A 14911-nucleotide genomic window follows, 5' to 3' on the forward strand; every position below is an offset into this window, starting at 1 on the left:
GTCTAGACCAATGCGGGAAGATGTGAAATCTTGGCATGGTTAGGAAACATGCCTTACTAAGGCTGCCTTACCCAGGCCCATGCAGAGGAGCAGGTATGACCCCGTTCCGCTCCCGTCTCGCCCTGCTGCTCGCCGTGCTGTGCGCCCTCGCGCTGACGCCGGGCACGGTCTCCGCCGGATCCATCGCCACGGCTGACGCCGAAGGTCTGGTCATGCCGAAAGCGATGGGCGAAGGCAGCACCGTCACCGGCTGGCACATCCGTTCCTCCGCCGAGCTCGACGCCGGTGGGGAACGCATCTCCCTACCGGACTTCGGCAACGCCGGCTGGTACCCGGTGGCGCCCCGGTCCACGATCGTGGCGGGGCTGGTGCAGAACGGCCGCTACCCCGGCCTTTTCCACTCCACCAACATGCGCGACCAGGTCGACCGCGCGGACTTCGAGGTGCCGTGGTGGTACCGCACCGAGTTCCGCGCCGCGGGCCGGGAGCGGCACACCTTCCTGCGGATACCCGGCGCGGTCTCCCGTGCCGACGTATGGCTCAACGGCCGCTCGCTCGGTGAGGTCGTCGGTACCTACAACGCCCGCGAGTTCGACATCGGGCCACTGCTGCGGCCGGGGCGCAACGCGCTGGCCATCCGGGTGCACCCCTCCGACCCGGACAAGGACTTCGCGATCAGCTGGCTGGACTGGGCACAGCCCGCTCCGGACAACAACATGGGCATCTGGCGGGACGTGCGGCTCGTGCGGACCGGCCCGGTGACGCTGCTCGGTTCCTACGTGCACACCGACCTGGACCTGCCGAGCATGGACTCGGCACGACTGGTCGCGCATGCCGAGGTACGGAACAACTCGGCACGCGCGCGGAACGTGGTGCTGCACGGCCGGATCGGACCGCACCGGCTGCGCACGGAGGTCCGGCTGGCCGCCGGACAGACCCGCACCGTTGCCTTCCCCGGCGTGGCGGTGCGGGACCCGCGGGTGTGGTGGCCGGCCCAGCTCGGCAAGCAGCCGCTGTACCGGCTGGAGCTCACCGCGTGGACCGGGTTCCGGTTGTCCGACCGGGACCGCACGACCTTCGGCATCCGCGAGGTGGACTCGAAGCTGAACGAGTCCGGCGACCGGCAGTTCTACGTCAATGGCAGGGCATTGCAGATCCGCAGCGCGGGCTGGGCCTCCGACCTGCTGCTCCGGTCCCGGCCGGACCGCCTGCGCGCGCAGCTGGAGTACGTCCGCGATCTCGGGCTGAACGCCATCCGGCTGGAGGGCAAGCTGGAGACCCCGGAGTTCTACGAGATCGCGGACCGTACCGGGATCATGCTGCTCACCGGCTGGGAATGCTGCGACAAGTGGGAGCCGTGGACCAGCTGGGGCGGGGAGGAATGGACCGCCGAGGACTACCCCATCGCCAGGGACTCGATGGCCGCGCAGGCACGGGTGCTGCGCAGCCACCCGAGCGTGATCGCGTTCCTGATCGGCAGTGACATCGCGCCGCCGGAGGACGTGCAGCGGATGTACCTTGCGGAGCTGGAACGGGCTGGCTGGCCGAACCCGGTCATCCCGGCCGCCGCCTCGCGGAACGCCCCCGAGCCGCTGGGGCCCTCCGGGTTGAAGATGGAGGGACCCTACGACTGGGTTCCGCCAAACTACTGGTACGGCGACCGGCTCGGCGCGGCCTACGGCTTCGCCGGTGAGCTGAGCGCCGGCCACTCGGTACCCACAATGGACAGCCTGCGCCGGATGCTCTCCCCCGCGGAGCGGGAGAAGCTCTGGCGGGAGCCGGCTGCGCAGCAGTTCCACACCGGGCGCGGCACGCCGCCCTTCGACAACCTCCAGCTGTTCAGCACGGCGCTTGCGCAGCGCTACGGTGCCCCCACCGGCCTTGCCGACTATGTGGAGAAGGCGCAGCTGGCCAACTACGAGAACACCAGGGCACAGTTCGAGGCCTACGCGCGCCGGATGACCGCACAACGCCCGGCGACCGGGCTGGTCTACTGGATGCTGAACAACGCGTGGCCCTCGCTGAACTGGCATCTCTACGACTACTACCTGAACCCCGGCGGCGCCTACTTCGGCGCGAAGAAGGGGAACGAGGTGCTGCACGTCCAGTACTCCTACGACGACCGTTCGGTCGTGGTGGTCGGCCAGGGACCCGAGCCGGAACGTGGGCTGACCGTGCGGGCGGAGGTCTACAACCTGGACGGCACCCTGATGCACCGGTCCGAGCGGCAAGGGGTGTCGGTGGGTTCGCTGGACGTGACCGAGGCGCTGACCCTGCCGGAGCTGTCCGGGCTGTCGGACACCTACTTCGTGCGGCTCGGGCTGTCCAGGAACGGGCAGCAGCTCAGCCGCAACACCTACTGGCTGTCCACCCGGCCGGATGTGCCGGACTGGGAGGAGTCGAGCTGGTACCACACGCCGGTCAGCCAGTACGCCGACCTCGGCGGCCTTGCGGAGCTGCCGGACGCGGCCATCGAGGTGCGCACCCGCACCGGGCACGCGGGCACCACGGTGACCCTGCGCAACACCTCGGAGACGATCGCCCCCGCGGTGCGGGCCACCCTGCGCAAACCGGACGGCTCGCGGGTGCTTCCGGTCACCTGGAGCGACAACTACGTCTCGCTGTGGCCGGGCGAGTCGGTCACCCTGCGAGCCTCGTACCAGCAGCAGGACGCGGGCGGGCGGCCCACGGTGGAGATCGGCGGGGTGAACGCGGTGCCGGCGGCACGCTGAGCAGCGTCCGCGTCGGAACGTCCGGTGGGCGCAGCTGGGTTCGAACCAGCGACCCCCTGCTTGTAAGGCAGGTGCTCTTCCGCTGAGCTATGCGCCCCGGGTCGGCACCCGGCTCCGGGTGCCGACCGGTGGATCATGCGGGCAGTTCGGCCACGGCCTTCTTCCAGGACTGCTGGTCCCGGGGCTCACCGGGCTGGTTCACCTCGGCGTAGCGCACCACACCCTCTTTGTCGATCAGGAAGGTGCCGCGGTTGGCCAGCCCCGCGCCCTCGTTGAAGACGCCGTAGGCTGTGGCGACCTCGCCGTGCGGCCAGAAGTCCGACAGCAGCGGGAACTGGTAGCCCTGCTGCTCGGCCCAGGCCTTGAGCGAGAACGGTGTGTCCACCGACACACCGAGCACCTGCACGCCCTGGCCATCGTACTCCGCGAACTCGTCCCGCAGCTGGCAGAGCTCGCCCTGACAGATGCCGCTGAAGGCGAACGGATAGAACACCAGCAGCACCGGCTTGTCACCACGGAACGACGACAGGGTGACGTCCTGCTTGTTGTAGTCCTTGAGCGTGAAGTCCGGGGCCTGCGAACCGACCTCGACGGCCATACCGCGCTTCCTCTCCCAGCGTAAACCGCTGTGGCACGAAATCCTGGGTTCCGGCCAACCCTATCGTGGGCCGGCCCGGCATTCACCGGGGAGCGCTGCTCAGCGACGTGATTTGGACCTCGGTACGAGCCTCGTGCCAGCCCAGTGCGCGCCGATGCTGGCGTTGGAGGTCTGCGAAAGCCCCGCCGCGGGGACCGCCTCGGCGATGTCGCTCGGCTCGACGTGACCCGGCTGGCCGGTCTTCGGCGTCAGCACCCAGATCACCCCGTTCTCGTCGATCGGCACCCTGGCATCCAGCAGCGCGTCGCCGAGGTCGCCGTCGTCCTCACGCCACCAGAGCAGCACCACGTCGACGACCTCGTCAGCGTCCTCGTCGAGCAGCTCACCCTCGATCAGCTCCTCGATCGCCGAGCGGACGTCCTCATCGACGTCCTCGTCCCAGCCGATCTCCTGGACCACCATGTCCGGCCTGATTCCAAGCCTCTCGGCGACGCTGTTCTGTTCAGCGTCTCCCGCGGCGACCACGACTTTCACTCCTCCAGCTACAACCGAGTGCGACGGGCACCGGCACAGCCGGGCCGCCGCACGTTTCAACGTCAGATGCGCATAGCGAACACGTCAACGGCGCACGGCGCAACCGGCCACACCGGATCGTCGGCAAGTCGTGTCGCTGCGCAGCGCCGCCCCGTGTCCCGCCACCTTCGCCCGGCAGACCCGTGCGGCCGGGCTCGGTGGGCAGGGCTGGCTTAGTCTGGAGGGTGTGCCCCACCAGGGGACCAGCCAGCCGAAACACCCGGCCAACGTTACCGCGCAGTAGCGATGACGGCGGCCGAGTTTACGACGACGATGACAGGCGAAGCACAGCCCAGCCCGCCGCCATCGACGCCGGCGACTGCGCACAACCAGGCAAGACGGCTACAACCGGCGAGGAGATCCCTTGGCCCCGCAGAACAACGGCGCCTCCGGCCAGGAGGCCCCGGCCCGTGTCCGCGTCATCCGTGACGGCTTGGCCGCACACCTGCCCGACATCGACCCGGAGGAGACGTCCGAGTGGCTGGACTCCTTCGACGCCGCGCTGGCCCGCGGCGGGCAGCAGCGGGCCCGTTATCTGATGTTGAGGGTCCTGGAGCGCGCTCGCGAACGCAACATCGGCGTACCGCCGCTGACGGCCACCGACTACGTGAACACGATCCCGACCGAGAACGAGCCATGGTTCCCCGGTGACGAGGAGATCGAGCGCCGCTACCGCGCGTACATCCGGTGGAACGCCGCGGTGATGGTGCACCGCGCACAGCGTCCCGGCGTCGGCGTCGGCGGTCATATCTCCACCTACGCCTCCTCGGCGGCCCTCTACGAGGTCGGGTTCAACCACTTCTTCCGCGGCAAGGACCACTCCGGTGGCGGGGACCACATCTTCGTGCAGGGGCACGCCTCCCCCGGCATCTATGCCCGTGCCTACCTCGAGGGCAGGCTGAGCGCCGACCAGCTGGACGGGTTCCGGCAGGAGTACTCGCACGCGGGCGAGGGCGGCGGGCTGCCGTCCTACCCGCACCCCAGGCTGATGCCGGACTTCTGGGAGTACCCGACGGTGTCCATGGGGCTGGGCCCGATGAACGCGATCTTCCAGGCCCGGTTCAACCGCTACCTGCGCGACCGCGGCATCAAGGACACGAACGACCAGCACGTATGGGCGTTCCTCGGGGACGGCGAGATGGACGAGCCGGAGTCGCGCGGCCTGATCCACGTCGCCGCGGGCGAGGGCCTGGACAACCTCACCTTCGTGATCAACTGCAACCTGCAGCGGCTGGACGGCCCGGTGCGCGGGAACGGCAAGATCATCCAGGAGCTGGAGGCCTACTTCCGCGGCGCGGGCTGGAACGTCATCAAGGTGATCTGGGGCCGCGAGTGGGACGCCCTGCTGCACGGCGACCGGGACGGCGCACTGGTGAACCTGATGAACACCACCCCGGACGGTGACTTCCAGACCTACAAGGCCAACGACGGCGCCTACGTCCGGGAGCACTTCTTCGGCCGCGACCCGCGCACCAAGGAGCTGGTCAAGGACCTCTCCGACGCCGACATCTGGAACCTCAAGCGCGGTGGCCACGACTACCGCAAGGTCTACGCCGCGTACAAGGCGGCGCTGGAGCACCACGGCCAGCCGACCGTGATCCTGGCGCACACGATCAAGGGCTACGGCCTCGGCCCTGCCTTCGAGGGCCGCAACGCCACGCACCAGATGAAGAAGCTGACCCTGGACGACCTCAAGCTGTTCCGGGACGCCCAGCGCATCCCGATCAGCGACGAGGAGCTGGAGCGCGACCCGAAGCTGCCGCCGTACTACCACCCCGGCGAGGACTCACCGGAGATCGAGTACCTGCTCAGCCGCAGGCGCACCCTCGGCGGGTTCCTGCCCGAGCGCAGGGCCAAGGCCAAGCCGCTGGTGCTGCCGGGGGACAAGGTGTACGACTCGGTGCGCAAGGGCTCCGGCAAGCAGGAGGTCGCCACCACGATGGCCTTCGTCCGGCTGGTGCGCGAGCTGGCCAAGGACGCCGAGATCGGCAACCGGATCGTGCCGATCATCCCGGACGAGGCCCGCACGTTCGGTCTGGACTCGATGTTCCCGACGGCCAAGATCTACAACCCGCACGGGCAGAGCTACACCTCGGTGGACGCCCAGCTGATGCTGGCCTACAAGGAGTCCGAGCGGGGGCAGTTGCTGCACGAGGGCATCAACGAGGCCGGGTCCACCGCCTCGTTCACCGCGATCGGCACCTCCTACGCCACGCACGGTGAGCCGATGATCCCGATCTACATCTTCTACTCGATGTTCGGGTTCCAGCGCACCGGGGACGGGCTGTACGCGGCGGCCGACCAGATGGCCCGCGGGTTCGTGCTGGGCGCCACCGCGGGCCGCACCACGCTGACCGGGGAGGGCCTGCAGCACGCCGACGGCCACTCGATCCTGCTGTCCGCGACCAACCCGGCCACGGTGACCTACGACCCGGCGTGGTCCTTCGAGATCGCGCATATCGTGCGGGACGGCCTGCGCCGGATGTACGGCGAGGGCGGACCGGACGGCTGCGGCGAGAACGTCTTCTACTACATCACCGTCTACAACGAGCCGTACCAGCAGCCCGCCGAGCCGGAGGACCTGGATGTGGACGGGCTGCTGCGCGGGCTGTACCGGTACGCGGCCGCGCCGGATGGCACCGGGCCGCAGGCGCAGATCCTGGTCTCCGGGGTCACCATGCCGGACGCGCTGCGGGCCCAGCAGATGCTTGCCGAGCAGTGGGGTGTGCGGGCCTCGGTCTGGTCGGCCACCTCGTGGACCGAGCTGCGCCGGGAGGCCGTGGAGGTGGACCGGGACAACATGCTCTACCCGGCCAGCGAGCCGCGGGTCCCGTACGTGACCGAGGCGCTGCGCGACGTCGCGGGCCCGGTGGTCGCGGTGTCGGACTGGATGCGCGCGGTCCCGGACCTGATCCGTCCCTGGGTGCCCACCGACATGCTCACCCTGGGCACGGACGGCTTCGGCTTCTCCGACACCCGGCCCGCCGCGCGGCGGCACTTCCTTGTCGACGCGGAGTCGATCACCGTCGGTGTGCTGGCAGCGCTCGCCAAGCGCGGCGAGGTCGAGCAGTCGAAGGTGGTGGAGGCCGCCCGCGAGTACCGCATCGACGACGTCTCGGCCGCGGGCCCGCAGACCTCCGACTCCGGCGTCGCCTGAACCGACAACCACCCGAACCAGACGACTGGGGAGCTGGGATGACGAAACGGCGGGTGCCGCGGCCTGCCGAGCTGGCGGAGATCCTGCGCCCAAAGCCGATCGTGCTGAACCCGACCGACCGCAGGCTGGCGGCGGCGCACACGATCGGCGACCTGCGCATGATCGCCCGCAAGCGAAGCCCTCGTGCGGTCTTCGACTACACCGACGGTGCGGCCGAGCTGGAGGACAGCCTGCGCCGGGCCCGGCAGGCGTTCCGCAGCGTGCAGTTCCATCCGCACGTGCTGCGCGGGGTGTCCGATGTGGACACATCGACTGACATCCTGGGCGTGCGCTCCGAGCTGCCGTTCGCATTCGCGCCCACCGGCTTCACCCGGCTGATGAACCACGAGGGCGAGCGCGCGGTGGCCAGGGTGGCCGGGCGGGAGGGCATCCCGTTCGCGCTGTCCACGATGGGCACCACCTCGATCGAGGACGTGGCCGCGGCGGCACCGGACACCCGGAAGTGGTTCCAGCTCTACGTGTGGCGGGACCGTGCGGCTGGCAAGGAGCTGATGGACCGGGCCTGGGCTGCCGGGTTCGACACCCTGCTGCTGACCGTGGACACCCCGGTGGGCGGGGCCAGGATGCGGGACGTGCGCAACGGGCTGAGCATCCCGCCCGCGCTCACCCTGCGCACCGTGCTGGACGGGGCCACCCGGCCGGCATGGTGGTTCAACCTGCTCACCACCGAGCCGCTCACCTTCGCCTCGCTCACCTCCTGGGGTGGCACGGTGGCCGAACTGATCAACAAGATGTTCGACCCCACGCTGAACTTCGACACCCTGGACTGGGTACGGGAGAGCTGGCCGGGCAAGCTGGTGGTCAAGGGCATCCAGAACGCCGAGGACGCGGCCGACGTGGTCGAGCACGGCGCCGAGGCGGTACTGGTCTCCAACCACGGCGGGCGCCAGCTGGACCGCGCGCCCACCCCGCTGGAGCTGCTGCCGTCGGTGCTGGACGCGGTGAACGGGGACGCCGAGGTCTGGCTGGACACCGGCATCCTCTCCGGCGGGGACATCGTGGCCGCGATCGCCATGGGCGCGGACGCCTGTCTGGTCGGCAGGGCGTTCCTGTACGGGCTGATGGCGGGCGGGGAACGCGGCGTGCAGCGCACCGTGGACATCCTGCGCGGCGAGCTCGTGCGCACGATGCAGCTGCTCGGGGTGCGCCGGATCGCCGACCTGCGGCCCAGCCACGCCACCCTGCGGTAGGCCGCGGTTATCGGGCACAACGAAACGCCGGCCGGGTGAGACATGTTCACCCGGCCGGCGTTTTCGCGCGGTCACTCAGCGGTCGGCGGACGGCATACCGGACGGCGGGGTCGGGGTGTCCGGCGGCACGGTGCCGCTGGTCCGCCCGCTGTCATGGGAGTCGCCCTCACCCTTGCTGAGTTGCCCCTGCATGTTCTGCAGCCAGTCGCCCCAGCGCTCCTGCGCCGGCTTGATCAGGCCGCCACCGAACCCGACGACGATCACGCCACCGATGGTGGCCAGCACCGTGATCAGCACCGGGGTGGTGACCGTGGTGGCGATGTTGATCTGGTTCAGGGCGGCGATGATCCCGAGCGCGGTGATCAGCCAGTAGGCGACCGTGCCCAGCAGCCGCCCGGCCGGGCGGGAGGCCAGCGCCCCGGTCACCAGGTCACGGACGACCTTGGCGATCGCCGCCGCCACGATGATCAGCACGATCGCGACGACGATCCGCGGCAGGAAGGCGATGACGTCGTTCAGCAACTGGCTGACCGGATTACTCTGCCCGAATACGCCGAAGGCCAGCTGCAGCGCAATCAACAGAATGAAGTAGTACACCAGCTTCACAATGAGGCCGGTGGCGTCCACATTCGATTGCCGGAGCGTCCCGGAGAGGCCGGTCTTTTCGATCAGCTTTCCGAAGCCTAGCTTGCTCAACACCAGCGACAGCGCCTTGGAAATGGCCTTGGCGATGAGCCAGCCGATGAGCAGGATGATAAGAAAGCCGATGAGTTTCGGGACGAAGGTCGCGACCAGGCTCCATGCCTGCCCCAACCCGTCCTTGAGCTGTTCGCCCACAATCTCCTCCTTCGCCCGAGACGATTCAGTTGTGGGGGAATCGTTGACCAGCCTTCGTTACGCAGCAACTCGAGATGTCCACGAACGGGTGAGACGACTGGCGTTCGATGATCTACACGGTCCATAGTGGATCTACCGGTGGGGACCGGGGAGAAGAGACCGCCCGACGCAGCGGGAACCGCGGCGCGTCGGGCGGTCTCTCGTTTTGGGGCGGCCCCTCGCCCGCGGCGGCCGGACGTACGATCGATGGCGTCATGAACGAATCCAGCCCCTCCCGGCCGGACCGCGCGCGGCACGGCCTCTCCAGCACGACGCTGCGCGAGCTCGAGCGCGCCTCCGGCAGGCTGGCCCAGGCCAGCGTCGCGGCGATGGAGGAACGCCTGCCGTGGTTCAGCCGGATGCCTGCCGAGCAGCGCGCCGGGGTCCTGCTGCTGACCCAGGCCGGCGCGGCCGGGTTCGTCGACTGGCTGCGCGACTCCAAGGAGGCGCTCAAGCTCACCACCGACGCCTTCCGCAGCGCACCGCAGGAGCTGTCCCGCTGGCTGAGCCTGCGGCAGACGGTGGGCCTGGTGCGGCTGGCCATCGAGGTCTTCGAGGAGCAGCTGCCGGAGCTCGCGGCCAACGAGGCGGAGCGGGCGGCGCTGATCGAGGGCATCCTGCGGTACGGCAGGGAGATCGCCTTCGCCGCCGCCAACTCCTACGCCGCGGCCGCGGAGTCTCGTGGTGCCTGGGACGCCAGGCTGGAGGCACTGGTGGTGGACGGGATCGTCCGCGGCGAGACCGAGGAGTCGGTGCTGTCCAGGGCGGCGGCACTGGGCTGGGACCCGGCGGCGAACGCCACTGTCCTGGTCGGCAACCCACCATCGGACGACCCGCCCACCGTGGTGTTCGAGGTACGCAGCAGGGCGGCCAGGATCGGCAGGCCGGTCCTGCTCGGGGTGCAGGGCTCCCGCCTGGTGATCGTGGTCGCGGGCCCGCCGACTGACGGCAACCGCGGCGCCGACATCCTCACCGGCATGTCCCTGGCCTTCGCCGAGGGACCGGTGGTCGCGGGCCCAACCGTGGACAGCCTCGCCGAGGCGCACCACAGCGCGGCCGAGGCCCTCTCCGGCCTGCGTGCGGTGGTCGGCTGGCCTGCCGCGCCCCGGCCGGTGCGCTCCATCGACCTGCTGCCCGAACGGGCGCTGGCCGGGGACGCCGAGGCCGAGCGCCTGCTCATCGCGGATATCGCCAAGCCACTGGAGGAGGCGGGGCCCGCGCTGCTGGAAACCGTGCAGACCTACCTGGAAAGCGGCGGCGTGCTGGAGACCTGCGCGCGCACCCTGTTCGTGCACCCGAACACCGTGCGCTACCGGCTGCGCAAGGCCGCCGACCTCACCGGGCGAGACGCCACCGAGGCACGGGACGCGCTGGTGCTGCGGATCGCGCTGACCGTCGGCAGGCTCGCCAGGGCGCGCGGGCTGTGGTAGCGGCCACCCTCCCGAATGGGTGACGATAGTCACCAAAACTACCCGAACCCGACAACGCTGGCCTGGCAAGCCCGTTCATCTGCCGGACACTTTTGGAGGGTTTCTACAATATCCCCGGATGGACTTGGTGACCGTCGACATCCCGCCACGGCGGGCCGACCGTGTTCCCTATAGGGGTGACCGCCCTCCTCGCTCCCGGACAGGGGTCCCAGGCCCCAGGAATGTTCACGCCCTGGCTCGACTCCGAGCACGCGCGCGGGCTCGTCCAGCAGTGGTCCGAGCGCTCGGGGCTCGACCTGCTGCACCTCGGCACCGAGGCACCGGCCGAGGAGATCCAGGACACCGCGATAGCCCAGCCGCTGATCGTGGCGCTGTCCCTGCTCGCCTTCGACCGGCTGAGCCGGGAGACCGCCCTGCCCCAGGACGGGCCGGTGGCCGGGCACTCGGTCGGCGAGCTGGCCGCCGCCGCGATCGCCGGGGTGCTCTCCCCCGCCGATGCCGTGGCGCTGGCCGCCGTGCGCGGCGCGGAGATGGCCAAGGCCTGCGCAGCCGAGCACACCGGGATGGCCGCCGTGATGCTCGGCGAGCCGGAGCGGGTGGTGGCCTGGCTGGCCGAGCACGGGCTGACCGCGGCGAACCAGAATGGCGCTGGGCAGATCGTCGCCTCCGGCTCGGCCGCGGAGATCGAGCGGATCGTCGCCGAGCCGCTGGAGGGCACCAAGGTACGGGCACTCAAGGTCGCCGGGGCCTTCCACACCGCCTACATGGCCCCCGCCGAGGACGCGATGCGGTCGCACGCCGCCGAGATCACCCCCGGCGAGCCGAACCGGCCGCTGCTTTCCAACGCGGACGGGACCGTGGTGACCAGCGGCGCCGAGTACCTGGACCGGCTGGTCCGGCAGATCACCAGGCCGGTGCGCTGGGACCTCACCATGCAGGGGCTGGCCTCCCTCGGCATCACGGCCACGGTGGAGCTGCCACCCGCCGGCACGCTGACCGGCCTGGTGAAGCGCGAGCTCAAGGGCAGCCTCGACACCATCATCGCGCTGAAGACGCCCGACAACCTGGCCGCGCTGGCTGGCCAGGACCCGACGCAGGAGACCGCGCAATGACCGACCGGCCCGCACTGCGGCTCAAGCAAGGATCGTCCGCAAGCCGCGTGCTCGGGATCGGCAGCACCCAGCCGGATCACGTCGTGACCAACGACGACCTCTCGAAGATCATGGACACCACCGACGAGTGGATCCGGGAGCGGGTCGGCATCATCGAGCGCAGGTTCGCCGACAAGGACGAGCTGCTGGTGGACATGGCGGTCACCGCGGGCGCGCGGGCGGTCGCCGACGCGGGTCTCGATCCGTCCGATGTGGACACGGTCATCCTGCCGAACTGCACGATGCTCTCCCCGATCCCGAACGCCGCCGCACAGGTCGCCGACCGGATCGGGGTGAAGGCGGCAGGCGCCTTCGACATCAACGCTGCCTGCGCAGGCTTCTGCTACGGCCTCGCCGTGGCCTCGGACCTCGTCCGGGCAGGCTCGTCCAAGCGGGTGCTGGTGATCGGCGCGGAGAAGCTGACCGACGTGGTGGACCCGGTGGACCGGGCGAACGCGATCATCTTCGCCGACGGCGCGGGCGCCGCAGTGGTGGGACCGGCTGATGAGGCCGGCATCGGGCCGGTCTGCTGGGGCAGCGCGGGTGACCTGGTGGATGCGATCTACATGCGTGAGCACCGCTACATCTACCAGGAGGGCCAGTCGGTCTTCCGGTGGGCGACCACCCGGATCGCGCCGATCGCCATGGAGGCGCTCGAGCTCGCCGGCCTGCAGCCATCCGATGTGGATGTCCTCATCCCGCACCAGGCGAACCTGCGTATCGTCGAGGCCATCGCCAAGCGACTGCACGCCAGGGGGGCAAGGGAGGACATGGTGGTCGCCGACGACATCAAGTACTCGGGCAACACCTCCTCGGCCTCGATCCCGATGGCGCTGGACCACATGCGCGAGGCCGGGACGGCACGTAGCGGCGATGTGGTGCTGATGGTCGGCTTCGGGGCCGGCCTCTCCTATGCCGGGCAGGCGATCATCTGCCCGTGACCAGACTCCCCGGGCACGTGTGCGCGCCGGGGCAACAGGAAACAGAAGGGACCCAAAGCAGTGGCTGACAAGGAAGAGATCCTGTCCGGGCTCGCCGAGATCGTCGAGGAGGTCGCCGGTGTGGCGCAGGACGACGTGAGCACCGAGAAGTCCTTCGTGGACGACCTGGACATCGACTCGCTGTCCATGGTGGAGATCGCGGTGCAGGCCGAGGACAAGTTCGGCGTGAAGATCCCGGACGACGAGCTCGCCAACCTGAAGACCGTCGGCGACGCGGTGGACTACGTGCTCGCCAACGCCAAGTAACAGCACTACACCTCGGGGAGACTCCGATATGAGCAACAACGACGTCGTCATCACCGGGCTCGGCGCCACCACGCCGCTCGGCGGGGACGTCGCGTCCACATGGGACGGTCTGCTGGCGGGGCGTAGCGGCGTCGCCGCCCTCGAAGAGGACTGGGTCGAGCGGTACGACCTTCCGGTCAAGATCGCGGCCAAGCTCGCGGTGGAGCCGACCGAGGTGTTGCCAAGGGTCCAGGCCCGCCGCATGGACCGGTGCGAGCAGGTGGCGATCGTGGCGGCTCGCCAGGCATGGGCCGACGCCGGCCTCGGAGAGGACGGCGTCGATCCCGACCGTCTGGCGGTGGTGGTCGGCACCGGGATCGGCGGGGCACACACCCTGCTCGACCAGGACGACCTGCTGGAGACCCAGGGCATCCGCAAGGTCTCGCCGCTGACCGTGCCGATGCTGATGCCGAACGGCCCGGCCGCGCACGTCGGGTTGGAGTTCAAGGCACGCGCGGGGGTGCACGCGCCGGTGTCGGCCTGCGCCTCCGGCGCCGAGGCCCTCGCGTGGGCGTGGCGCATGCTGCGTGCCGGTGAGGCGGACGTGGTGGTGGCGGGCGGCGCCGAGGCGATCATCGCGCCGGTCACCATGGCCGGGTTCGCCCAGGCCCGCACCCTGAGCACCCGCAACGACGAGCCGGAGCGGGCCTCCCGGCCGTGGGACGTCAACCGGGACGGGTTCGTACTCGGCGAGGGTGCCGGGATCATGGTGCTGGAGCGCGGCGAGTACGCGCAGGCCCGGGGTGCCGCGGTGTACGGGAAACTCGCCGGCATCGGCACCAGCGCGGACGCGTACCACATCACCGGCCCCGATCCGGAGGGCGTTGGCCAGACCAGGGCCATCACGGCGGCGGTGCGGACGGCGGGCCTCGAGCCCAAGGACATCGGTCACGTCAACGCGCACGCCACCTCGACCCCGGTCGGCGACGTCGGTGAGACGGTGGCGATCCGCAAGGCGCTCGGCGATCACCCGGTGCTGACCGCGCCCAAGAGCGCGCTCGGCCACCTGGTCGGCGCGGCCGGCGCGGTGGAGGCGATCGTGACCGTGCTGTCGGTCCGCGACGGGGTCATCCCGCCGACGATCAACCTGGAGGAACAGGACCCCGGGGTGGTTCAGGAGATCGCGGCGGGCGAGCCGCGCAAGCTCGACCTGACCGCCGCGATCAGCGACTCGTTCGGCTTCGGCGGCCACAACGTCGCGCTGACCTTCGTGCCGGCCTGAGCATCGGGCGAGCGTCAGCGCGCGTTCAGCATTTCCCGTACTCCGGCGTGCTCCCCGCCGGCACCGAGTCGATCTTCCACGACCCACCTTCGACCGTCATCGGCAGCGTGAGGTGCCAGCGGATACAGGGCTCGGGAACGTCGGCGGGGGCATCGACCGGATCCTGCGTGCTGGTGAGCCCGACCAGCACCCGTAGCGAGCCGTCCGGCACGGTTTCGATCCGGTGGATGAGCACGCTGCCGTCGGTGGTCGAGCGGTACTGGAAGCGCCATTGTGCCTCGGTACGGGCCTGCACCCTGTCCCTGGTGACGGTGGTGGTCCAGGCCGCGTAGTCGCGATGGTTGATGGCGTCCACGTAGGTCTGCAGCACCTGGCGAACCGACTCGTTCTCCGGATGGGCCGCCGCGCCCGGTGTCAGTTCGACCACCGGCGAACCGGGCTGCTGCTCCGGCGGCAACGAGGTGGTCGTCGGCAGCACGCCCTCCGGCTCGGTGTCCGGCTCCGGCAGTTTGTACAGCTCCCGCGCCAGCAGCCCGCCGCCGACGGTCAGCGAGACCACCACGATCAGGATGGGCACCAGCCACCGCGGGCGAGCACGCGGGGTACGGGAGCCAGGCACAGCGGCCAGGGTAGTGC

The 14911-nt window shown here is 70.0% G+C and carries 12 protein-coding genes and 1 tRNA gene; 8 read left to right on the forward strand and 5 right to left on the reverse strand.

The window, feature by feature from the left end; genetic code table 11:
* Nucleotides 1–95 precede the first annotated feature (95 nt).
* A complete protein-coding gene (locus KOI47_RS25840; RefSeq protein ID WP_216208589.1) occupies nucleotides 96–2732 on the forward strand; it encodes a glycoside hydrolase family 2 protein in 2637 nt (878 codons plus the stop codon).
* 25 nt (nucleotides 2733–2757) lie between these two features.
* On the opposite strand, the gene KOI47_RS25845 is transcribed toward KOI47_RS25840, so the two are convergent.
* The 3 genes from KOI47_RS25845 to KOI47_RS25855 all read right to left on the reverse strand — a co-directional run bounded on the left by KOI47_RS25845 (nucleotide 2758) and on the right by KOI47_RS25855 (nucleotide 3855).
* Nucleotides 2758–2829: transfer RNA gene (locus KOI47_RS25845), tRNA-Val, on the reverse strand.
* A gap of 36 nt (nucleotides 2830–2865) precedes the next feature.
* A complete protein-coding gene (locus tag KOI47_RS25850) occupies nucleotides 2866–3330 on the reverse strand; it encodes a peroxiredoxin (protein ID WP_141997025.1) in 465 nt (154 codons plus the stop codon).
* Nucleotides 3331–3429: 99 nt separating this feature from the next.
* Nucleotides 3430–3855, reverse strand: coding sequence for a DUF3052 domain-containing protein (locus KOI47_RS25855; RefSeq protein WP_216208592.1), 426 nt, complete (start codon nucleotides 3853–3855; stop codon nucleotides 3430–3432).
* Between the two features lie 412 nt (nucleotides 3856–4267).
* Between KOI47_RS25855 and aceE the strand changes: the two genes are divergently transcribed.
* Both aceE and KOI47_RS25865 read left to right on the forward strand, forming a co-directional pair.
* Nucleotides 4268–7060, forward strand: a complete 2793-nt coding sequence (gene aceE, locus KOI47_RS25860; RefSeq protein WP_216208595.1) for a pyruvate dehydrogenase (acetyl-transferring), homodimeric type — start codon at nucleotides 4268–4270, stop codon at nucleotides 7058–7060.
* A 38-nt stretch (nucleotides 7061–7098) separates the two neighbouring features.
* Nucleotides 7099–8310: an alpha-hydroxy acid oxidase gene (locus KOI47_RS25865; RefSeq protein WP_216208598.1), complete on the forward strand. Its 1212-nt coding sequence runs from the start codon at nucleotides 7099–7101 to the stop codon at nucleotides 8308–8310.
* A 75-nt stretch (nucleotides 8311–8385) separates the two neighbouring features.
* Here KOI47_RS25865 and KOI47_RS25870 read toward each other — a convergent pair whose 3' ends face one another.
* Complete coding sequence (locus KOI47_RS25870; RefSeq protein ID WP_216208600.1) at nucleotides 8386–9147, reverse strand: mechanosensitive ion channel family protein; 762 nt, start codon at nucleotides 9145–9147, stop codon at nucleotides 8386–8388.
* A 254-nt stretch (nucleotides 9148–9401) separates the two neighbouring features.
* On the opposite strand from KOI47_RS25870, the gene KOI47_RS25875 reads away from it, so the two are divergent.
* The 5 genes from KOI47_RS25875 (at nucleotide 9402) to KOI47_RS25895 (ending at nucleotide 14275) form a co-directional block, all read left to right on the forward strand.
* The gene (locus KOI47_RS25875) at nucleotides 9402–10616 is read left to right on the forward strand and encodes a PucR family transcriptional regulator (RefSeq protein ID WP_216208602.1); all 1215 of its coding nucleotides are present in this window, start codon (nucleotides 9402–9404) and stop codon (nucleotides 10614–10616) included.
* Nucleotides 10617–10777: 161 nt separating this feature from the next.
* Complete coding sequence (locus KOI47_RS25880; RefSeq protein WP_269756657.1) at nucleotides 10778–11728, forward strand: ACP S-malonyltransferase; 951 nt, start codon at nucleotides 10778–10780, stop codon at nucleotides 11726–11728.
* Nucleotides 11725–12708, forward strand: a complete 984-nt coding sequence (locus KOI47_RS25885) for a beta-ketoacyl-ACP synthase III (RefSeq protein ID WP_216208608.1) — start codon at nucleotides 11725–11727, stop codon at nucleotides 12706–12708. Before KOI47_RS25880 ends, KOI47_RS25885 begins: the two co-directional genes overlap by 4 nt.
* Before the next feature lie 60 nt (nucleotides 12709–12768).
* The gene (locus KOI47_RS25890; RefSeq protein WP_141997041.1) at nucleotides 12769–13014 is read left to right on the forward strand and encodes an acyl carrier protein; all 246 of its coding nucleotides are present in this window, start codon (nucleotides 12769–12771) and stop codon (nucleotides 13012–13014) included.
* A gap of 28 nt (nucleotides 13015–13042) precedes the next feature.
* Nucleotides 13043–14275: a beta-ketoacyl-[acyl-carrier-protein] synthase family protein gene (locus KOI47_RS25895; RefSeq protein WP_216208611.1), complete on the forward strand. Its 1233-nt coding sequence runs from the start codon at nucleotides 13043–13045 to the stop codon at nucleotides 14273–14275.
* A gap of 25 nt (nucleotides 14276–14300) precedes the next feature.
* On the opposite strand, the gene KOI47_RS25900 is transcribed toward KOI47_RS25895, so the two are convergent.
* Entirely contained in the window at nucleotides 14301–14894 is a 594-nt protein-coding gene (locus KOI47_RS25900; RefSeq protein WP_232376255.1) for a hypothetical protein, read from the reverse strand.
* Between the last annotated feature and the right edge of the window lie 17 nt (nucleotides 14895–14911).

This window comes from Amycolatopsis aidingensis (assembly GCF_018885265.1).
GTDB classification, from domain to species: domain Bacteria; phylum Actinomycetota; class Actinomycetes; order Mycobacteriales; family Pseudonocardiaceae; genus Amycolatopsis; species Amycolatopsis aidingensis.